Here is a 15,590-nt window from a genome sequence, read left to right on the forward strand (position 1 = left end):
AAAAATGCGAATAAAGATGCTTTCCTTTGTTCTTGTGATCAGCTTACTGCTGTCCGCTGTACCTGTCGCCTATGCGAATACAGCCGATGCTGAAAGCGACGAGATAGACGTATGGGTGGAAAATGCGTTAAAAACCGTGTACCGGACCAGCACTATGCCCCAAAGCCCTCAGTTGAACATTGGTATGGTATCGGCCAAAAACGAATATGAAAGTGCGCAACTTGCCGTTAGGAGCAGCCAAGCTTTTGATATCACCGAAGTTCAGTTTTCTGACCTGGAAACACCGGGAAATGACATCATTGCGGCTAGCAATCTTTCCTATCACTTTGTGGAATACGAGGACAAGGAAACGGCCAAAGCGAACCCATTCTGGCCGGAAAGAGAGGGTCTTGAGCTCTATCCGCTCTCAGAAGTTCCTGATCCGCTTTCAAACGAAGCGTCTATTGAGGTTGCAGCTAATGCAACGCAGCCTATTTTTATTACCAATTATGTTCCTTCTGATGCGAAACCCGGTATCTATGAGGGGATCATTACGATAAAAACGACAATAGACGATTATTCGGTTCCCATCCGTGTGAGCGTATACGATGTAAGCATTCCCGAAGTAGATAAGACCGATTTTGTCAATTATCATTGGAATATGACGAACGGTTTTACATGGGACGGCGTGACATGGGAGGGCAGTGGAACTCAAGCATATGACGCAGGCAAATATTATTATGGCGTAGAAACTTACAGCGACGAATGGTTCGATTTGATGAATGAGTTCGCAGAAGCCATGAGCAAATATCGGACGAACATGGTTTGGGTCCGTACCGACCTTTTCTTGAATGCTACGGGGACACAGCTTTCGGACTTTGTTGACGGAATTCCTGCTGGCATCGACTGGTCTTTGTTTGACAGATACGTTGAAACCTATATGAAGAATGGCATCACCCACTTTGCCAACCAGCATTTAATCCATTTCTTAAACAAAATGCCTGATGAAGAAAAACCTACGGCGGCGTGGAATACGGCACTGCCCGAATCGCTTCCGGTAACCGACGCGTTTCTGAAAAATTACTTGACCGCCCTGTACGACCATTTGAAGGATAAAGGTTGGCTGGGTGAGAACGGCTTCACTTGGTATCAACATATTCTCGATGAGCCGCAAAGCGACGTCCACAAAAACTGGTGGACGTATGTCGCCAAGAAAATAAAAGAAATCAACGCGGGTCTTGGCTCGGAATTCAAAACAATGGATGCGGATCCAAACGCGCTGCTATTGGGAGACGGAACCATTGATTATTTGGATGTCATGGTTCCTTATACGACCAAATTCCATGAACTGAAAGATCAGTATCAAGCGAAGCAAGCTGCCGGTAAAGACCTATGGGTTTACACGATGGAAGTGAATCAGCCGCCTTGGCTGAATCGTTTTTGGACGCAGCCAACCCTGACCGGAAGGCTGCTGTACTGGAATATTAGCCAAGAGAACGTCACTGGCCATCTGCACTGGGCATGGAACGCATGGTATGTGGGACCTTGGAACGGCGACTCCTATATTGTCTATCCGGACAAGAAAAATATGACGATAAAAAGCTCTCTGCGTCATGAAGCTATGAGGGACGGATTGGAAGATTATGAGCTGCTGCACATCATCAAGCAAACGAATCCGGATCTGGCTCAGCAGCTTGCCGATATCGTTGTTAATCGCGATGACCCGAAAAAATATACACTAGACCCGAACTATGTCAAAACGCTTCATGATTATTCGGTCATGGCGGCTGCAGGTGAAATAATGGGAGAGATACCGGAGCCTGTAAATCCATTCATAGGACAGGAACTGCCCCTGACTCATCTGGTAGACAATACGGACAGCGATGTTAAATATTCGGGCAGCTGGTTCGGAAAGAATCGGCAGTTCGCCTACCTAGGCACCGCTCAGTCGACATCGGGGGCCAATGCCTACGCGGAATATACTTTTATCGGCTCCGGTATTGACGTAGTCGTCGAAAAGAACCAATTATCCGGTAAGGCTGCCATTTCCGTTGACGGGTCTGACCCGGTTACGGTTGATCTGTATGAGAAGGTTCAACATGATTATTATACGATTTTCAGTGTGAACAATCTGCCTTCAGGTGAGCAACATACGGTTAAGGTTGTGAACTTGGAGGACAAAGAACTTAGCATTGATGCATTCAGAGTGAAAATGTACGAAGGCCAGCAAATTTACAATGCCTCTCTGGCAAGCCTTGCTATTACCAACGCAACTAATTTTAAATTCAACAAAAGCATAACCAATTACCAAATCATGCTGCCGGAGGATGTAAATACGATTACTCTGACTCCGACGCTAATGGACAAAGACGGCACGATTGCAATCAATGGCAAAAGTATTGGCAACGGTAAGGTGGCCACTGCAGCGATTCCAAATGGAAAGAGCAGCATCAATCTATTAAGCACGGCCAGCGACGGAGTAACAACCAAGCTGTATACGTTGAACTTTTTGAAAGGCAATGTGAATGAAGTTGGCGCCAATGCCGCCAGAGCTTATTCTGAGATCACGGCATCGGCTGCACGCTCGGGCGATCAGGGCGTTACCTACGGTCCGGCTAAATTGGCTGATGGCGACTACGGCACTATGTTCGCGAGCATGCAGGGCTATAACGATACCCATCCTTTCCCGCACGAGATCATCATGGCATGGGATGAGCCGCAGGCCTTTAACACCATTGTTATGGCGACTGCCTCTGGTCTTATTCAGGGCATCAATGAAGTGGATGTCCAGGTTTCTAAAGATGGGGAGAGCTGGGAGACGGTAGCACAGAGAGTCCCACTTATTTGGAAGAGCGACAAAGACGACGGCGTGATGGAACATACGTATGCCAACATCCCTGCAGTCAGTGACGTTCTCAAGTTGAGAGTGCAGATTAACGATGCTTACTACAGGTCTTGGAATATGTACGCCGTGTATGAACTGGAGCTCTACAGCTTGCCGGATAACGGTGAGATTGACGACATTAAAGTAACGAAGGAAGCCCAGCTGTCCGGATTGGAAATAAAGGATTGGAAGAGCGGCTTGCCGATTGAGCTTCCTTTTGATCCAAATGTAAGTGATTATTCGATTGAAATAGGGATGGAAACGGATAAAATCGCGATTGCCCCTTCATTGAAAGATCATTATGGGGAGATTGAGATTAACGGCGTTCCTATCGCGCCGGGCCAGATCGCTGCCGCAGCCATTCCCGAGGGCCGGCAAACCTTGACGGTGAAAGCAATTGGAGGCGAAGGAGCTTTCAAGGAATATAACATCGCGATCAAGAGGGTCAATAATCTTGCGGCGAATGTGTCTTCTATCGCCTTGGATAAGGTAAGGGAAGGTTCAACGGATGTTGCTCGTCTCATTGACGGGAATTATTCCACTGTATTTACCAATGGTAAGGGAAGTAATTGGAATGACTTTCAATTTCCCCATACGATTGATTTGAAATGGGCCACGCCGCAAACCTTTAATACGGTAACTATGGTCGTCCCTGACGGGGCAATTGACCATAAACCGTCGGTTCTCGCGATAAAAGTGAGGAAAGCTGCGGGAGACCCGTGGATCCAAATCATGTCCGACAATTATACATGGTACTGGGAAGAGGGCGGCGATTTAGTATTTTGGCCTCTATATGAGGGAATCCATACGGACAATAGGAGCGGCTTTCACAATGAACCGCTGCCGATCCTCGCGCAGGAGGACATTACCGAAATGCAGATTGTCATTTACGACGGCCGGTTCTACAGCTCTCCTTCTTATTATGAAATAAATGAAATCGAAATTTCAAATATCGCAGCTAATGGTCCAATCGTGATCGAAGCGGTGGATACCCATACCATTACAGCAAGTGCAGGCGAGAACGGAGTCATTGCTCCGATCGGTGCCGTTCATGTCTTGGAAGGGGCAAACCAAGTTTATTCGATTACGCCTGACAACGGTTATGCGATTGACAAGGTGATGGTAGACGGCTTGGAGGTAACGGTAGACAATAGTTTCACGTTTACAAACATATCCGACTCCCATACGATTCATGCCACGTTTAAGAAGATCGACAATAACCCTGGGGGCAATACCGCCGGTGGCGATTCAAGCGGCGCAGAGCCTGGTAAACATGTCGTTCTGCCAGACGAGCTTAGAAAACCGGTGGTAGATGGAAAGGTTATCCTATCGGTTCCGGGAGATGCGCAGCAAATCGTGCTACCTGCCAATACGGCTGAATTGCTAGGGCAAAATCAATTAGTCATTCAAACGGATAAATTGTCGTTGGCTTTATCGCCTAAAATCATTAAACAGTTGACTGCATTGGTGTCAGTTGATGATCTGAAGGACAGCAGCATCGTGCTGACGATTAATCCGCTGTCCGAATCGTCCGCGAAGGGGATTCTTGCCAAAGGAGAGGCTTTTAGCCATGCGAAACTTAAGCTCTCCGGTGAAGTATACGATTTTAGTCTTTCAATCGTAACAAAAGGCGGTAAAGCAACGAGTCTATCGCAATTCGAACACGCGGTTACCGTCCGAATGAAAACGGACCCGTCCATAAATCCGGATTTAGCCGGAATCTACTATATTGCTGATAACGGTACGTTGAAATATATCGGGGGAACATACAAGAACGGAGAAATCTACGCTGAAGTCTCGCATTTCAGTTATTACGCGGTATTGGAGTTTGAGAAACAATTTGAGGACGTTCCAAATGCGCACTGGGCTTCCGGCAAAATACAAGCATTGACGGCGAAGCAGATCATTAAAGGCACCAGCCCCACTACATTCGAGCCTAACCGCTCGATAACCCGGGCTGAATTTACCGCTCTGATTATAGGGGCGTTAAAGCTCGCAACACCTGGCGAAATCAAATTTGCTGACGTAGCGGACAATGCATGGTACAAAGATGCGATCTCCATTGCTGTGAAAGCGGGCATCGTTAACGGCAAGAGTGATTCGATGTTCGATCCAAACGGTAGGATTACCCGTGAAGAAATGGTCACAATGTTGATTAAAGCCTACGAAGTGATGACAAGCAAGAAGCTAGACGATTACACTGGCTCCAAGTTCGATGATATGAACCAAGTTTCATCATGGGCTGTAAAATATGTTAATGCGTCTGTAGAGCTAGGTATCATCAATGGACGCAGTGAGAACAAATTCGCTCCCAAAGGAACGGCTACACGCGCGGAAGCTGCACAAGTCATATACAATTTGTTGAATAAGATAGGCTGACAAGCAAGCTCAAAAACCGCCAGGGAAATTTCCTTGGCGGTTCAATTCGTATTGAAGATGCTTGCGACGTCGTAGACCTTCTTTGCAAGCTTTGCCCGAAACAGCAATGCGCGTGCTCCATTCGAACATGTGTCAGTAACTTAATGTAGCATTCCTTTATCCGTCTACAGGCTCGCCATTAATATAGTAGCTGTCCTCGCGATACGCATGAAACACGATTTCGATTTCGGATATGCCCAGCTGACGGACATAATTGGTAACAGCTTGAGCGAAGCGGTTCCGAACCTGCTGTCCTCGCTCGAACCAGCCTACCTCGATGAAGGCGAAGTCAGATTCAGCCGATTGACTGCCGAAGACGTTTGTCGTATGCAGGCAAACCATCGTGAAATTGTCGGTGCCGCATTCGCACAGGGCGGCGAGCTCGTCCGCAAGCGGAGCGGTGACGGATTGCAGCTTCTCGGCTGGCACTCCGCGGAATAATAGATGTGGCATAGTGATCAACCTCCTGGTTTGTCAGCTGTAAAATAGAAGCATCGCCCTCCTCTCATAAGGCGGACGATGCTTTTTTGTATGCTGCCGCTTACTCCGTCACATGAAACGGCTTAAGAAACAGCTTAGGAATTTCAGTTTCAAACTTTACCAGCTTGCCGGTAATCGGATGCGTGAAGGATAATACGCGAGCATGCAATCCAAGGCGGCCAATGATTCGTGTGCGAGCGCCATATTTTTTGTCGCCAACAACGGGATGACCGATGTCCTCCATATGAACGCGAATTTGGTTTTTTCGACCTGTCTCGAGATTCACTTCGAGCAGGGAGAAGTTTTTATTGGCACGAAGCACCTTATAATGGGTAACTGCGTGCAGACCGTCGTTCGGGTAGGAGCTTGAGTACATTTTGAGCGTTTTGCTTTCCTTCAGCCATGAGCTGACTGTTCCCTGCTCCTTCTTGACGGTCCCTTCGACGAGCGCGATATAGCTTCGTTCTTGAACCGAGTCCTGCCAGCTGTTTTGCAACTGCTGCTGAACAGCTTCACTCTTTGCGAACATCATGACACCGGACGTATCGCGATCTAGCCGATGCACAACGTAAATCCGGTTTTTCGTATTTTCGACCCGTACATGCGCCATTAATTGGCGATAGGCGGTCACTTCATTTTCTGGAGCGGCATCAGATGAAATGGACAGCAGTCCTGATTCCTTCTTGATAACGATAATGTGCTCATCCTCAAACATGATCGTGAGCCCTTCCAGCGGTATTTTATCTTGCGGCCGTTCTTTGCCAACCGTAACGGTTTGACCAGGCTGCAGCGGATAGTTATAAGCAGTCGTTGATTTTCCGCCTACAGATACTTGTCCATTTGCTAATATGGATTTCACCACATTGCGTCCAGCACCAGAAATATTTTTTATGAGAAAGGGAAGCAGTTCCATCGGTTCGATAACCGGATAGGACTTGCTCTTATCTGCTTGTGATTGAGGAGCTCCGCGCTTTTTTCCCCTGTGCATGCCAAAAAACCTCCTAGATTCAATGCTCCTACTATACCATGAGTATGGGCTTCAGTTCTAATCTTCTGTTTAGCTGTCTATTCTCTCTCTATGAATTTTGATCTAATAGACAAAGAGTTAAGAGGAGTGGTAGGATAAATGATAGATTTACCAAATGGTGAAAAAGGAAAAGTTTGGAGGAAATGATCGCGTGAAAACAAAACTTATAAAGACTATGCTTAGTCCTTTGCTCGTAGCCGGGTTATTGCTTGCCCCATTGCAAGCACTAAGCGTAGATTCTGTATCGGCAGCTAGCGCTGCGAGCAAGACAGTTGCCGTATCGACGCAACAACTGCAGGTGATTGTAGATGGCAAGAAGCTGTCACTTTCAGCCGGCGCTTATGCCGAGAAAGGCGTCACATTTGTTCCGATGCGCGATATTTTTACAGCACTGGGAGCTACCGTAACTTGGGAAGGCAAGACAGAAACGATTATTGGACGTAAAGGCAATCGTTCTATTTCTCTTAAAGTAGGCATGAAGCAAGCGGTCATTAACGGAAAGACAGTCAAACTCGATTCTCCTGCTGTCGTTCGAAAAGGTGTTACATTTGTACCGGTTCGTTTTATTTCGGAAGCTCTTAACGCAAAGGTGAAATGGGATAAAGCCGCTAACGCAGTTCGGATAACATCGCAAGAGGCAGCCGAGCAATCGGAATACAATGAATGGCTTGAGCAGCAGAAAAATCTTCCTAAACTTACTGGCAAAGAAATCGTAGATAAATATGATGAGAGCGTTGTCCTCATTATGACGAATCGTGCTCAAGGCAGCGGTGTTGTCATTGGGGATAACCTGATTCTTACCAATTATCATGTTATAGCTGATGCAGCCTCCGCCACCATGCTTGACGTTTATGGTGACGAGCTGAAAATAACAGGTGTAGTCAACTATGATAAGGATGCGGATCTAGCCATCGTCAAAACAGAAAAATCAATAGACATTCCGCCGATCGTCCTAGGTTACGGGTTAAACTCGTATAAAGGCGGTAAGGTTGTTGCGATTGGAAGTCCGCTTGGACTGCAAAATACAGTTTCTGACGGTCTGATTAGCAATATCACTTATGAAGACGGTATCCGGTATATTCAGACAAGTGCTCCTATAGATCACGGCAGTTCAGGAGGGGCATTGTTTAATGAGTTCGGTGATCTTATTGGTATCACCACACTTGGTTACTCGGGGACGAACGCTGATTTGAATTTTGCTGTCTCGATTATTCATGGGGCTAGTCTTAATAGTGAAGTGACAGAGGATAAAGTAAAGAACGCCAAGTTTTTACCTTCAAGTTTGCCGGAAACGCTTGTAGGCGCTCCGCTGGCTGATATTGAGAAGCTGCTGAAGGACCAATTCTCTTCTGTATCCACTACGGAAGGCGAGGCCGCATTTACGAAGTGGGAAGCAAAACGCGATTCCGCAGGCTGGATCGTGTTGACAGCGGATATTGATCCAAGGTTTTACATGCTGTATGGACCGTCGATGTCTCAGGAGCTCAGGCTTTGGGCAATTAACCTAGGGAATGAGTTCCATATGATGCTGCCGGATGAGAAAATTCAGGTGCTCATTTCCTTCGAGCGCGATTACGGTTTCGAGCCGCGCGACTTTGCTTCGGGTGAAGTCACACCGCTTGGCGGCGACAAATGGCGGGTTCGCTATCCCATTATCAATATGCAGCTGAAAAATGAACTCTATATTAAAGTAAGAGTGTAAATAAACAGAGGCATCTACTGTCGCGATAAGCGGCAAGGGATGCCTCTTCTTTTTTTTGTTTTTTTTCTGTACAATAGAAGGCAACTTGCTATTAGCGCTGAAGGCTTTCGTAATCGTGCTTTATAAGCAAATGCTTAAGTTAGAGAGGTTATTACTTATGAAAGTGGTACTGTCCACATTAAATGCCAAGTTTATACACACATCACTGGCGCTGCGCTGTTTGAAGGCTTTTAGCGGCGATCAATTCGATATTGAAATTGCAGAGTACACCATCAAAGATCCAGTGATGAACATCGTGTCGGATATTTTTTCGAGAAAGCCTGATGTAGTAGGGTTCTCCTGCTATATTTGGAACATCGAGGAAACGATCACGGTTATTAATATGCTGCGCAAAATCATGCCTGAAATTAAAATAATTTTAGGCGGTCCAGAAGTCAGCTATGATATGGACTATTGGATGGAACGTGTGCAAGAGGTTGATTTTATCGTGGTGGGCGAGGGCGAAGAGACCTTCCATCATTTGCTTACCGAGATTGAAGGTGACGGCAAATACCATATGGTATTCGGAATCACCTATCGGAAGCAGCGCGAGGATCGCGTCGAGGTGCTTATTAATCCGCCGCGTCCAAAACTGAATCTGAATGAGCTGCCTTCCCCGCATCGATTTGAGGAGGATATTCCTCATTTGGGAAGCCGTGTTGTTTATTTTGAGACAAGCAGGGGCTGTCCGTTCAGCTGCCAGTTTTGCTTATCCAGCATTGAGGTCGGCGTTCGTTATTATGATATGGAGCGGACGAAGGCGGATATTTTGTATTTGATCGAAAAAGGCGCCAAGCTTATTAAATTCGTCGATCGCACCTTCAATATTAAACGGGATTACGCGCTGGAAATTTTTGAATTCTTGATTCAAAACCATCAGGGCTGTGTTTTCCAATTTGAAATAACAGCAGACATCATGCGTCCTGAGGTGCTTGATTACCTAGCTGAAAATGCGCCTCCAGGCATATTCCGTTTTGAAATTGGCGTTCAGTCTACGAATGATCCAACGAATGAAGCGGTTCAGCGTCGCCAAAACTGGATGAAGCTTGTACGTACCGTTATGAAAGTGAAAAATTCGCAAAAAATCGATCAGCATCTCGATTTGATTGCCGGACTTCCGCTGGAGAATTATGATACGTTCCGAGGAACCTTTAATGATGTATTCGAGCTGCGTCCCGAAGAGCTGCAGTTAGGTTTTCTGAAAATGCTGCGCGGTACGGGTCTCCGCCGTGAAGCAGATAAGTGGGGCTATATTTATATGGACAGGTCGCCTTATGAAATGTTAGGCAATGACCTGATGCCATTTGGCGATATCGTTCGCATTAAACGGGTAGAGGATGTTTTGGAGAAATATTGGAATGCGCACCGGATGGATCATACGCTGCTTTATTTGGTTGATCGCGTGTTTCCATCGCCATTCGACTTCTTCCAAGCATTCGGCGATTTCTGGGAACGAAGCGGCTGGCAAAAGATCGGCCATCAGCTGGAGGATCTGTTCTCACGGCTATGGGCGTTTCTTGGATCGCTGCCTATCTCGGCAGAGAAGAATAGCGAACTCGTGCTAGCGCTGCAGGAGGATACGAAGAGAACATCCGCTTCGGCAGAAGAGATACTCGCCATAGCTGGCGAACGTCTTGATAATGATGTGGTGTTGGGGCTTATGAAATACGATTATTTCCTTAATCACAATTATAAGCCGCGCAAAATTTGGTGGGAGTTTACGATGGACAAGTCGTTATGGAGCGGCTGGATGCGTCACTTAGCGGATCGCCCAGAAGATGTATCTGCTGAATTCGCAGCATTAGGATTCGGCGAGAAAGAGCTTCACAAGCATGCGGTTATCGAGAAGTTGCCTTTTGATCTTGCAACCTTCCTTGCAACCGGAGAGGTTGTTCGCGATCACCATACGCTGCTCGTTGTTTTGTATGCACTTGAGGCAGGCAGCAGCAAGCCGAAGCCGCGTCCATTCACATTGAAAATTGAAGCAGGGCAAGAAGCGATGATTAAATCGTTTTGACAGAAATAAAAAGAACCTCCAAACCCATCAAGCAAGCGGGTTTGGAGGTTCTTTTTTTATTGATTTGAAAATGAATTTAAACAGAAGCAGGGACAATGCTGCGAAGAACAGTCATGCTGCCCGAAAGCTCATAGTCGCCAAGGTTAGCGGGAAGAAGGAAGCACTCGCCGGCTTTAACGGACTGCTCGCCATCTGCCCATTTCATTACTCCTTCTCCATCAGCTACAACAAGGATAACGAAGCTATCAAGCGACGTGGACAACTTCCAAGGCGCGGCTACGATACCTTTCTCAACGATGAAGTAAGGGGATGAAGCGATTGTCAGCCACTCACCAGCTACCGCGTTATCTGTTTTCATCCGCTTTGCGCCTGCGCCTTCATAGGCAATGACGTTAAGGGAATCTTCGATATGAAGCTCGCGCATTTGACCGTCAAGTCCTGGGCGATCATAGTCATGCAAGCGATAAGTGGTGTCGGAGTTTTGCTGGATCTCAGCTACAACAACACCGGAGCAGAGGGCATGAACCGTACCCGCTGGAATGTAGAACGCATCCCCAGCTTCTACGGGTACTTCTTGAAGTGCGTCCATAATGCGGCCTTCTGCAATTGCTGATTCCATCGCAGAACGATCGATGCCGTCTTTTAGGCCGTAGATGATTTTTGCACCCGGCTTAGCGTCGAGAATGTACCACATTTCTGTTTTGCCAAGCTCGCCTTCAGGAAGCCCTTCGTATACATCTGTTGGATGTACTTGAATGGATAAGTCATCATTGCAATCGAGCAGCTTGATTAGGAGCGGGAAACGTCCGTTTTTCTCGGAAAAGCCTTGTGTGCCGAACCAAATGGGACCATAAGTTTCACGGATTTGGTCAAGACCAACGCCAGCTAGCTCACCGTTCATTACTTTTGTAATTCCATTAGGGTGATCACTGATCATCCAGCCTTCGCCAATCGAGCCATCAGGCATTTCAAGACCAAAGCCCTCTAATGCCCGTCCACCCCAGATACGCTCTTTCATTTCTGCTTTAAATTGTAATGGATAAGGTTTTACTGTCATTATTCATCTCTCCTATGTAAGTAGTATGCAGTTCAAATGTTAACGTGTATACGGACGCTTCTCTGCTGCTATGAGATATGGTGCTGACTTGCGCTGTGTCTGACGGTAGATGACTGTCTGCGCTAAGCTTTGAGGAAGCTGTTCTGCCCAAGACTCTACGGAGTAGGCTTCCTCAGCCCCTCCAGGATGCCCTGGATACAATACGCAGGTTACGATACCACCAGGACGCAGCAGCATGACAGCTGCATCGAGCGCGGCCAGTGTCGTTGCAGGCTCGGTTATGATCGTGAGATCATCGCTTCCCGGCAAATAACCGAGGTTGAACATTACGGCTGAGACTTGCCCAATAACAGAGGGATCAACAGACTCAGCCATACTTGCGTGATTGCTCAGCACAAGTCTTATATCGGGAAGTTTATTATTATCTCTCAGTGAAGAAAGTCTCAATTGCGTGCGATCTAGCGCCTCTTGTTGGATATCAAAGGCATATACAGTGCCATTAGGCCCAACAAGCTCTGCAAGTGCCAGTGTATCTACACCGCCGCCAGCAGTAGCATCAATGACGACGTCACCAGGTGAAGTACGCTCATTGATCCATTTGTGAGCCATGCTTAAGACAGAAAGAAAACCCATTTTTTGCTAAACCTCCTGCTGCCATAGCTTGCCTTGCCATGTATTGCGGCGTTTCAGCTCGGCGTCAAATGCATTCAGCACTTCCCATTTCTTTGAGCTCCACATCGGACCCATCAACAGGTCACGCGGCGCATCGCCAGTAAGTCGATGGACGATCATTTCTGGCGGCAGAAACTCAAGTGTATCAACAATCAATTTCACATATTCATCCTGCTCGAGAAATTGAAGCAAACCAGCCTCGTACTGACGCACCATAGGTGTCTTCCGCATGAGATGAAGCAAATGAATTTTAATGCCTTGGACATCCATCCTGGCAACGGCACGACCCGTATCAAGCATCATTTCATGCGTTTCCTGTGGTAGGCCGTAAATGATATGCGTACATACGCGAATGCCGCGGGCACGAAGACGCTTTACGGCATCGAGATAGCAGGCCGTGTCATGTGCCCGGTTTATGAGCTCTGAAGTGGATTCATGGACGGTTTGAAGTCCCATCTCCACCCAAAGGTAGGTTCGCTCATTAAGCTCAGCCAAATAATCGACAACGTCATCAGGTAAACAGTCGGGACGGGTTGCTATCGACAAGCCGACAACGCCTGGCTGCTGCAAAATTACTTCATAATATTCACGCAGCTCTTCAACGGGCGCATATGTATTCGTATAAGCTTGGAAATATCCGATATACTGCGCATCTTGCCATTTCTGATGCTGACGGTCCCGTATATTATTGAATTGTGTAACGAGGTCGTCCCGTCTACTGCCTGCGAAATCACCAGAGCCGCGAGCGCTGCAAAATGTACAGCCGCCCTTCGCAATTGAGCCGTCGCGGTTCGGGCAAGTAAAGCCGGCATCAAGCATGACCTTGAATACCTTGCCTCCGAACTGCTCCCGCATTTCGAAATTCCATGTATGAAATCGTTTATCGCCCCAGAGCATCGGCTGCTGCTGTTGGGATGTTGATAATTGAATCATCGTTTTCCCCTACTTTCAAGACGTACACCCTATATTTTAGCGAAAAACGAGAGGAAAAGCCACGTTTGTTATGCAAATGGATATAGAATGTTCGGAAAACGCTTTAATTGGAAAATATTTTTGAAATGGGTGTTTTTAGACTTGCTTAACCTTACATGAAGTGTTATATTAAAAGTGCGACAAAACAACAAATAAACCTGACATAGCCCAATTGCACCTGCATTCATGAAACGTCGATTAGATGGAAATACTCTTATAATAAATCGATGAGGTGATTAGAGATGAATAATGTAACCAAAATCCCGCACGGCGACGATACCGTAACTGTAGAGCTAACTGTAAAAGAATTGATGGCGCTTACAGGCGTCCGTTTTCACAATAACCATGGTGTAGAAATTTCCGCTCGCAAGAAGTTGAATGAAGTATTAGTGGAAACGTACGAGCGCGATCAGAAAGAGAATGCTCCGATAGATTATCAGCTTTTGCTCTAACAACTATACATTCGAATACACGATAAGTAAGCCGCATCGCCGATAATTGGCTGCGGCTTTTTTCTATAAAGAGACGGAAATGGTCAGTGGGTATTTTCTTGTACAGTAAGAAATTTTATGTAAAGGGTGAAGAAAGGTAATTATGCTTCTCCATTCCTCTTTACATTGCTCACATTCTTGGGCACAATAAGGACTAGTCTATTCGTTGCATCGTCTACGATAAATGGAGGAATCACTGCATATGCGTTTAAGAGGAAGAAAAGGTATTCGTGAAAGTCTAGAGGGACAGCCAGAGCTAGTCGTGCTTGATGCTGCGCCGCACAAAGGAAAGTGGCGTGAGTTTTTTGGCAACGACCAGCCTATATATGTAGAGCTTGGCATGGGTAAGGGCCGTTTTATTAGCCAAATGAGCGCCAGATACCCGCACATCAATTTTATTGGTGTCGACATGTATGATGAGCTTCTGCGCCGCGCAAGCGAGAAGGCACGCATCGTATGGGAGCAAAAAGGGGAGTCTCATCCGCCAAATCTCGCGCTGCTTCGCGCTAATATCGAAGGAATCGAGACTATGTTTGCGCCAGGTGAGCTTGAGCGCGTCCATCTAAATTTCAGCGATCCATGGCCAAAGGCCAAGCATGCGCGCCGAAGACTAACTCACCCAAGGCTTGTTGCTAAGTACATTGAGCTGCTCAACGAGCGCGGAGAGATCCATTTTAAGACGGATTCACAATCTTTGTTTGAATTTTCATTGAACAGCTTCGCGGAAATGGAGCTTATTATGCGCAATATTTCGCTTCATTTACACAAAGAAGGCCCTCGAGAGGACCTTGTGTTTACTGAATATGAGATGAAGTTTATGGAAAAAGGACAAAATATTTATCGTGTTGAAGCCGTAATCGGCTCCGAAGCAATCCGGAAGCATCGTGAAGCGAAGCATGAGAAGTCTCTTATAGAAGAAGCAGAGGCAAGTGAATCCGTAGCGCATGATTCTGATGACGAAGATAATTAATTTAGTCCTGCTGCGGATGAGACCCAAGAATAGTTGACTGCCAAAGCAGTTACCGTTCCGATAAGTGCGCCAGCTGCAACATCAGATGGGTAATGAAGCCCTAGATACATTCTTGACCATCCAACGGATAGTCCAATTATTATGGCAAGTGGCACCAGCAGAGTCATCCATATACCGCTAGTCAGCAAAATAGGGACTAGCCATGCGAAGATCGCTGTTGTGTGCCCTGATGGAAAAGAAGAATCAACCAGTGGCTTATGACCTGTATTAACATCAGGCAAAGCTTGATAAGGTCGAAGACGTTTGAATTTACGTTTTACGATTGCTACTGGCAAATGACTTATGACGACCGCAGTCAAGCATTGCCAGCCAGTAAGGCTCCAAGGAGCAGGTGCAAGTAGTGCATATATAAGGGCGGTTGCCAGCGTAAAGGTTGCGCCGCCCATATGTGTGACCGTGCTTAACCATTTCCCCAGAAATCGATATCTCTTTCTCCCTGAAGGTCTCCGGTTTGCCCAAATTAATAATCTTTGCTCACTCGTTTTCAGCCAGCCTATCATTCGTTCCATCGCTGTCATCCTCCTAACGGTGGCTTACTCCTAAAACTTTTATCATTTCCAGACTTAATTTTAGCATGTTTTTGTTCGCTGAGCGTAAACTATTTCTTGTCCCTATATTAAGGATAAGTAAGTATTATATCACTAACTTACTGTTCATGGGTCCTGTCTGATGCGAATGCGCTATCATACGCGAATTGATAGCCTTTTTTCGCTCCAAATAAAGGGTATAAATATTGATTTCAAATTACTGTTTAATAATGTGTATTTGATGGTAAAACTGTAATGGACAAATTCCTCGCCGTTATGACAGATCATGTCGAAA

Annotated in this window: 11 protein-coding genes; 5 read left to right on the forward strand and 6 right to left on the reverse strand. The window is 46.4% G+C overall.

The window, feature by feature from the left end; all coding sequences use genetic code 11:
- The first annotated feature begins 4 nt into the window (after window positions 1-4).
- The gene (locus AC787_RS28480) at window positions 5-5,242 is read left to right on the forward strand and encodes an S-layer homology domain-containing protein (protein WP_054028346.1); all 5,238 of its coding nucleotides are present in this window, start codon (window positions 5-7) and stop codon (window positions 5,240-5,242) included.
- A 156-nt stretch (window positions 5,243-5,398) separates the two neighbouring features.
- Here AC787_RS28480 and AC787_RS28485 read toward each other — a convergent pair whose 3' ends face one another.
- Together AC787_RS28485 and AC787_RS28490 are read right to left on the reverse strand one after the other, a co-directional pair.
- The gene (locus tag AC787_RS28485) at window positions 5,399-5,734 is read right to left on the reverse strand and encodes a DUF1904 family protein (protein WP_054028347.1); all 336 of its coding nucleotides are present in this window, start codon (window positions 5,732-5,734) and stop codon (window positions 5,399-5,401) included.
- 88 nt (window positions 5,735-5,822) lie between these two features.
- Window positions 5,823-6,749 carry an RluA family pseudouridine synthase gene (locus AC787_RS28490; RefSeq protein WP_082361231.1) on the reverse strand — a complete coding sequence of 309 codons (927 nt, stop codon included), beginning with the start codon at window positions 6,747-6,749 and terminating at the stop codon, window positions 5,823-5,825.
- Between the two features lie 190 nt (window positions 6,750-6,939).
- Between AC787_RS28490 and AC787_RS28495 the strand changes: the two genes are divergently transcribed.
- Window positions 6,940-8,490 (forward strand): stalk domain-containing protein, encoded by a 1,551-nt coding sequence (locus AC787_RS28495; RefSeq protein ID WP_161807579.1) that lies wholly within the window; start codon window positions 6,940-6,942, stop codon window positions 8,488-8,490.
- Window positions 8,491-8,647: 157 nt separating this feature from the next.
- Window positions 8,648-10,546, forward strand: a complete 1,899-nt coding sequence (locus tag AC787_RS28500) for a B12-binding domain-containing radical SAM protein (RefSeq protein ID WP_054028636.1) — start codon at window positions 8,648-8,650, stop codon at window positions 10,544-10,546.
- A gap of 76 nt (window positions 10,547-10,622) precedes the next feature.
- Here AC787_RS28500 and AC787_RS28505 read toward each other — a convergent pair whose 3' ends face one another.
- From AC787_RS28505 to AC787_RS28515, 3 genes are read right to left on the reverse strand one after another with little or no spacing between them, the layout of a single operon-like run.
- The gene (locus AC787_RS28505) at window positions 10,623-11,603 is read right to left on the reverse strand and encodes a type I phosphomannose isomerase catalytic subunit (protein ID WP_054028350.1); all 981 of its coding nucleotides are present in this window, start codon (window positions 11,601-11,603) and stop codon (window positions 10,623-10,625) included.
- A 39-nt stretch (window positions 11,604-11,642) separates the two neighbouring features.
- Window positions 11,643-12,236, reverse strand: coding sequence for a tRNA (mnm(5)s(2)U34)-methyltransferase (locus AC787_RS28510; protein ID WP_054028351.1), 594 nt, complete (start codon window positions 12,234-12,236; stop codon window positions 11,643-11,645).
- A 6-nt stretch (window positions 12,237-12,242) separates the two neighbouring features.
- Window positions 12,243-13,208 (reverse strand): TIGR01212 family radical SAM protein, encoded by a 966-nt coding sequence (locus AC787_RS28515; protein ID WP_054028352.1) that lies wholly within the window; start codon window positions 13,206-13,208, stop codon window positions 12,243-12,245.
- Between the two features lie 281 nt (window positions 13,209-13,489).
- Between AC787_RS28515 and AC787_RS28520 the strand changes: the two genes are divergently transcribed.
- Together AC787_RS28520 and trmB are read left to right on the forward strand one after the other, a co-directional pair.
- Window positions 13,490-13,699, forward strand: coding sequence for a hypothetical protein (locus AC787_RS28520; RefSeq protein WP_054028353.1), 210 nt, complete (start codon window positions 13,490-13,492; stop codon window positions 13,697-13,699).
- A gap of 241 nt (window positions 13,700-13,940) precedes the next feature.
- On the forward strand, window positions 13,941-14,708 hold the full coding sequence (gene trmB / locus AC787_RS28525; RefSeq protein ID WP_054028354.1) for a tRNA (guanosine(46)-N7)-methyltransferase TrmB: 768 nt from the start codon (window positions 13,941-13,943) through the stop codon (window positions 14,706-14,708).
- On the opposite strand, the gene AC787_RS28530 is transcribed toward trmB, so the two are convergent.
- Window positions 14,705-15,277 carry a phosphatase PAP2 family protein gene (locus AC787_RS28530; RefSeq protein WP_054028355.1) on the reverse strand — a complete coding sequence of 191 codons (573 nt, stop codon included), beginning with the start codon at window positions 15,275-15,277 and terminating at the stop codon, window positions 14,705-14,707. The genes trmB and AC787_RS28530 overlap by 4 nt on opposite strands.
- Window positions 15,278-15,590: the final 313 nt, after the last annotated feature.

This window comes from Bacillus sp. FJAT-28004 (assembly GCF_001280845.1).
Taxonomy (GTDB): Bacteria; Bacillota; Bacilli; order Paenibacillales; family Paenibacillaceae; genus Pristimantibacillus.

Coding starts and splice junctions, on each gene's coding strand:
- AC787_RS28490 (WP_082361231.1), bottom strand. CDS start 6,749: ATGCACAGGGGAAAAAAGCGCGGAGCTCCTCAATCACAAGCAGATAAG.
- AC787_RS28485 (WP_054028347.1), bottom strand. CDS start 5,734: ATGCCACATCTATTATTCCGCGGAGTGCCAGCCGAGAAGCTGCAATCC.
- AC787_RS28510 (WP_054028351.1), bottom strand. CDS start 12,236: ATGGGTTTTCTTTCTGTCTTAAGCATGGCTCACAAATGGATCAATGAG.
- AC787_RS28530 (WP_054028355.1), bottom strand. CDS start 15,277: ATGGAACGAATGATAGGCTGGCTGAAAACGAGTGAGCAAAGATTATTA.
- AC787_RS28505 (WP_054028350.1), bottom strand. CDS start 11,603: ATGACAGTAAAACCTTATCCATTACAATTTAAAGCAGAAATGAAAGAG.
- AC787_RS28520 (WP_054028353.1), top strand. CDS start 13,490: ATGAATAATGTAACCAAAATCCCGCACGGCGACGATACCGTAACTGTA.
- trmB (WP_054028354.1), top strand. CDS start 13,941: ATGCGTTTAAGAGGAAGAAAAGGTATTCGTGAAAGTCTAGAGGGACAG.
- AC787_RS28480 (WP_054028346.1), top strand. CDS start 5: ATGCGAATAAAGATGCTTTCCTTTGTTCTTGTGATCAGCTTACTGCTG.
- AC787_RS28515 (WP_054028352.1), bottom strand. CDS start 13,208: ATGATTCAATTATCAACATCCCAACAGCAGCAGCCGATGCTCTGGGGC.
- AC787_RS28500 (WP_054028636.1), top strand. CDS start 8,648: ATGAAAGTGGTACTGTCCACATTAAATGCCAAGTTTATACACACATCA.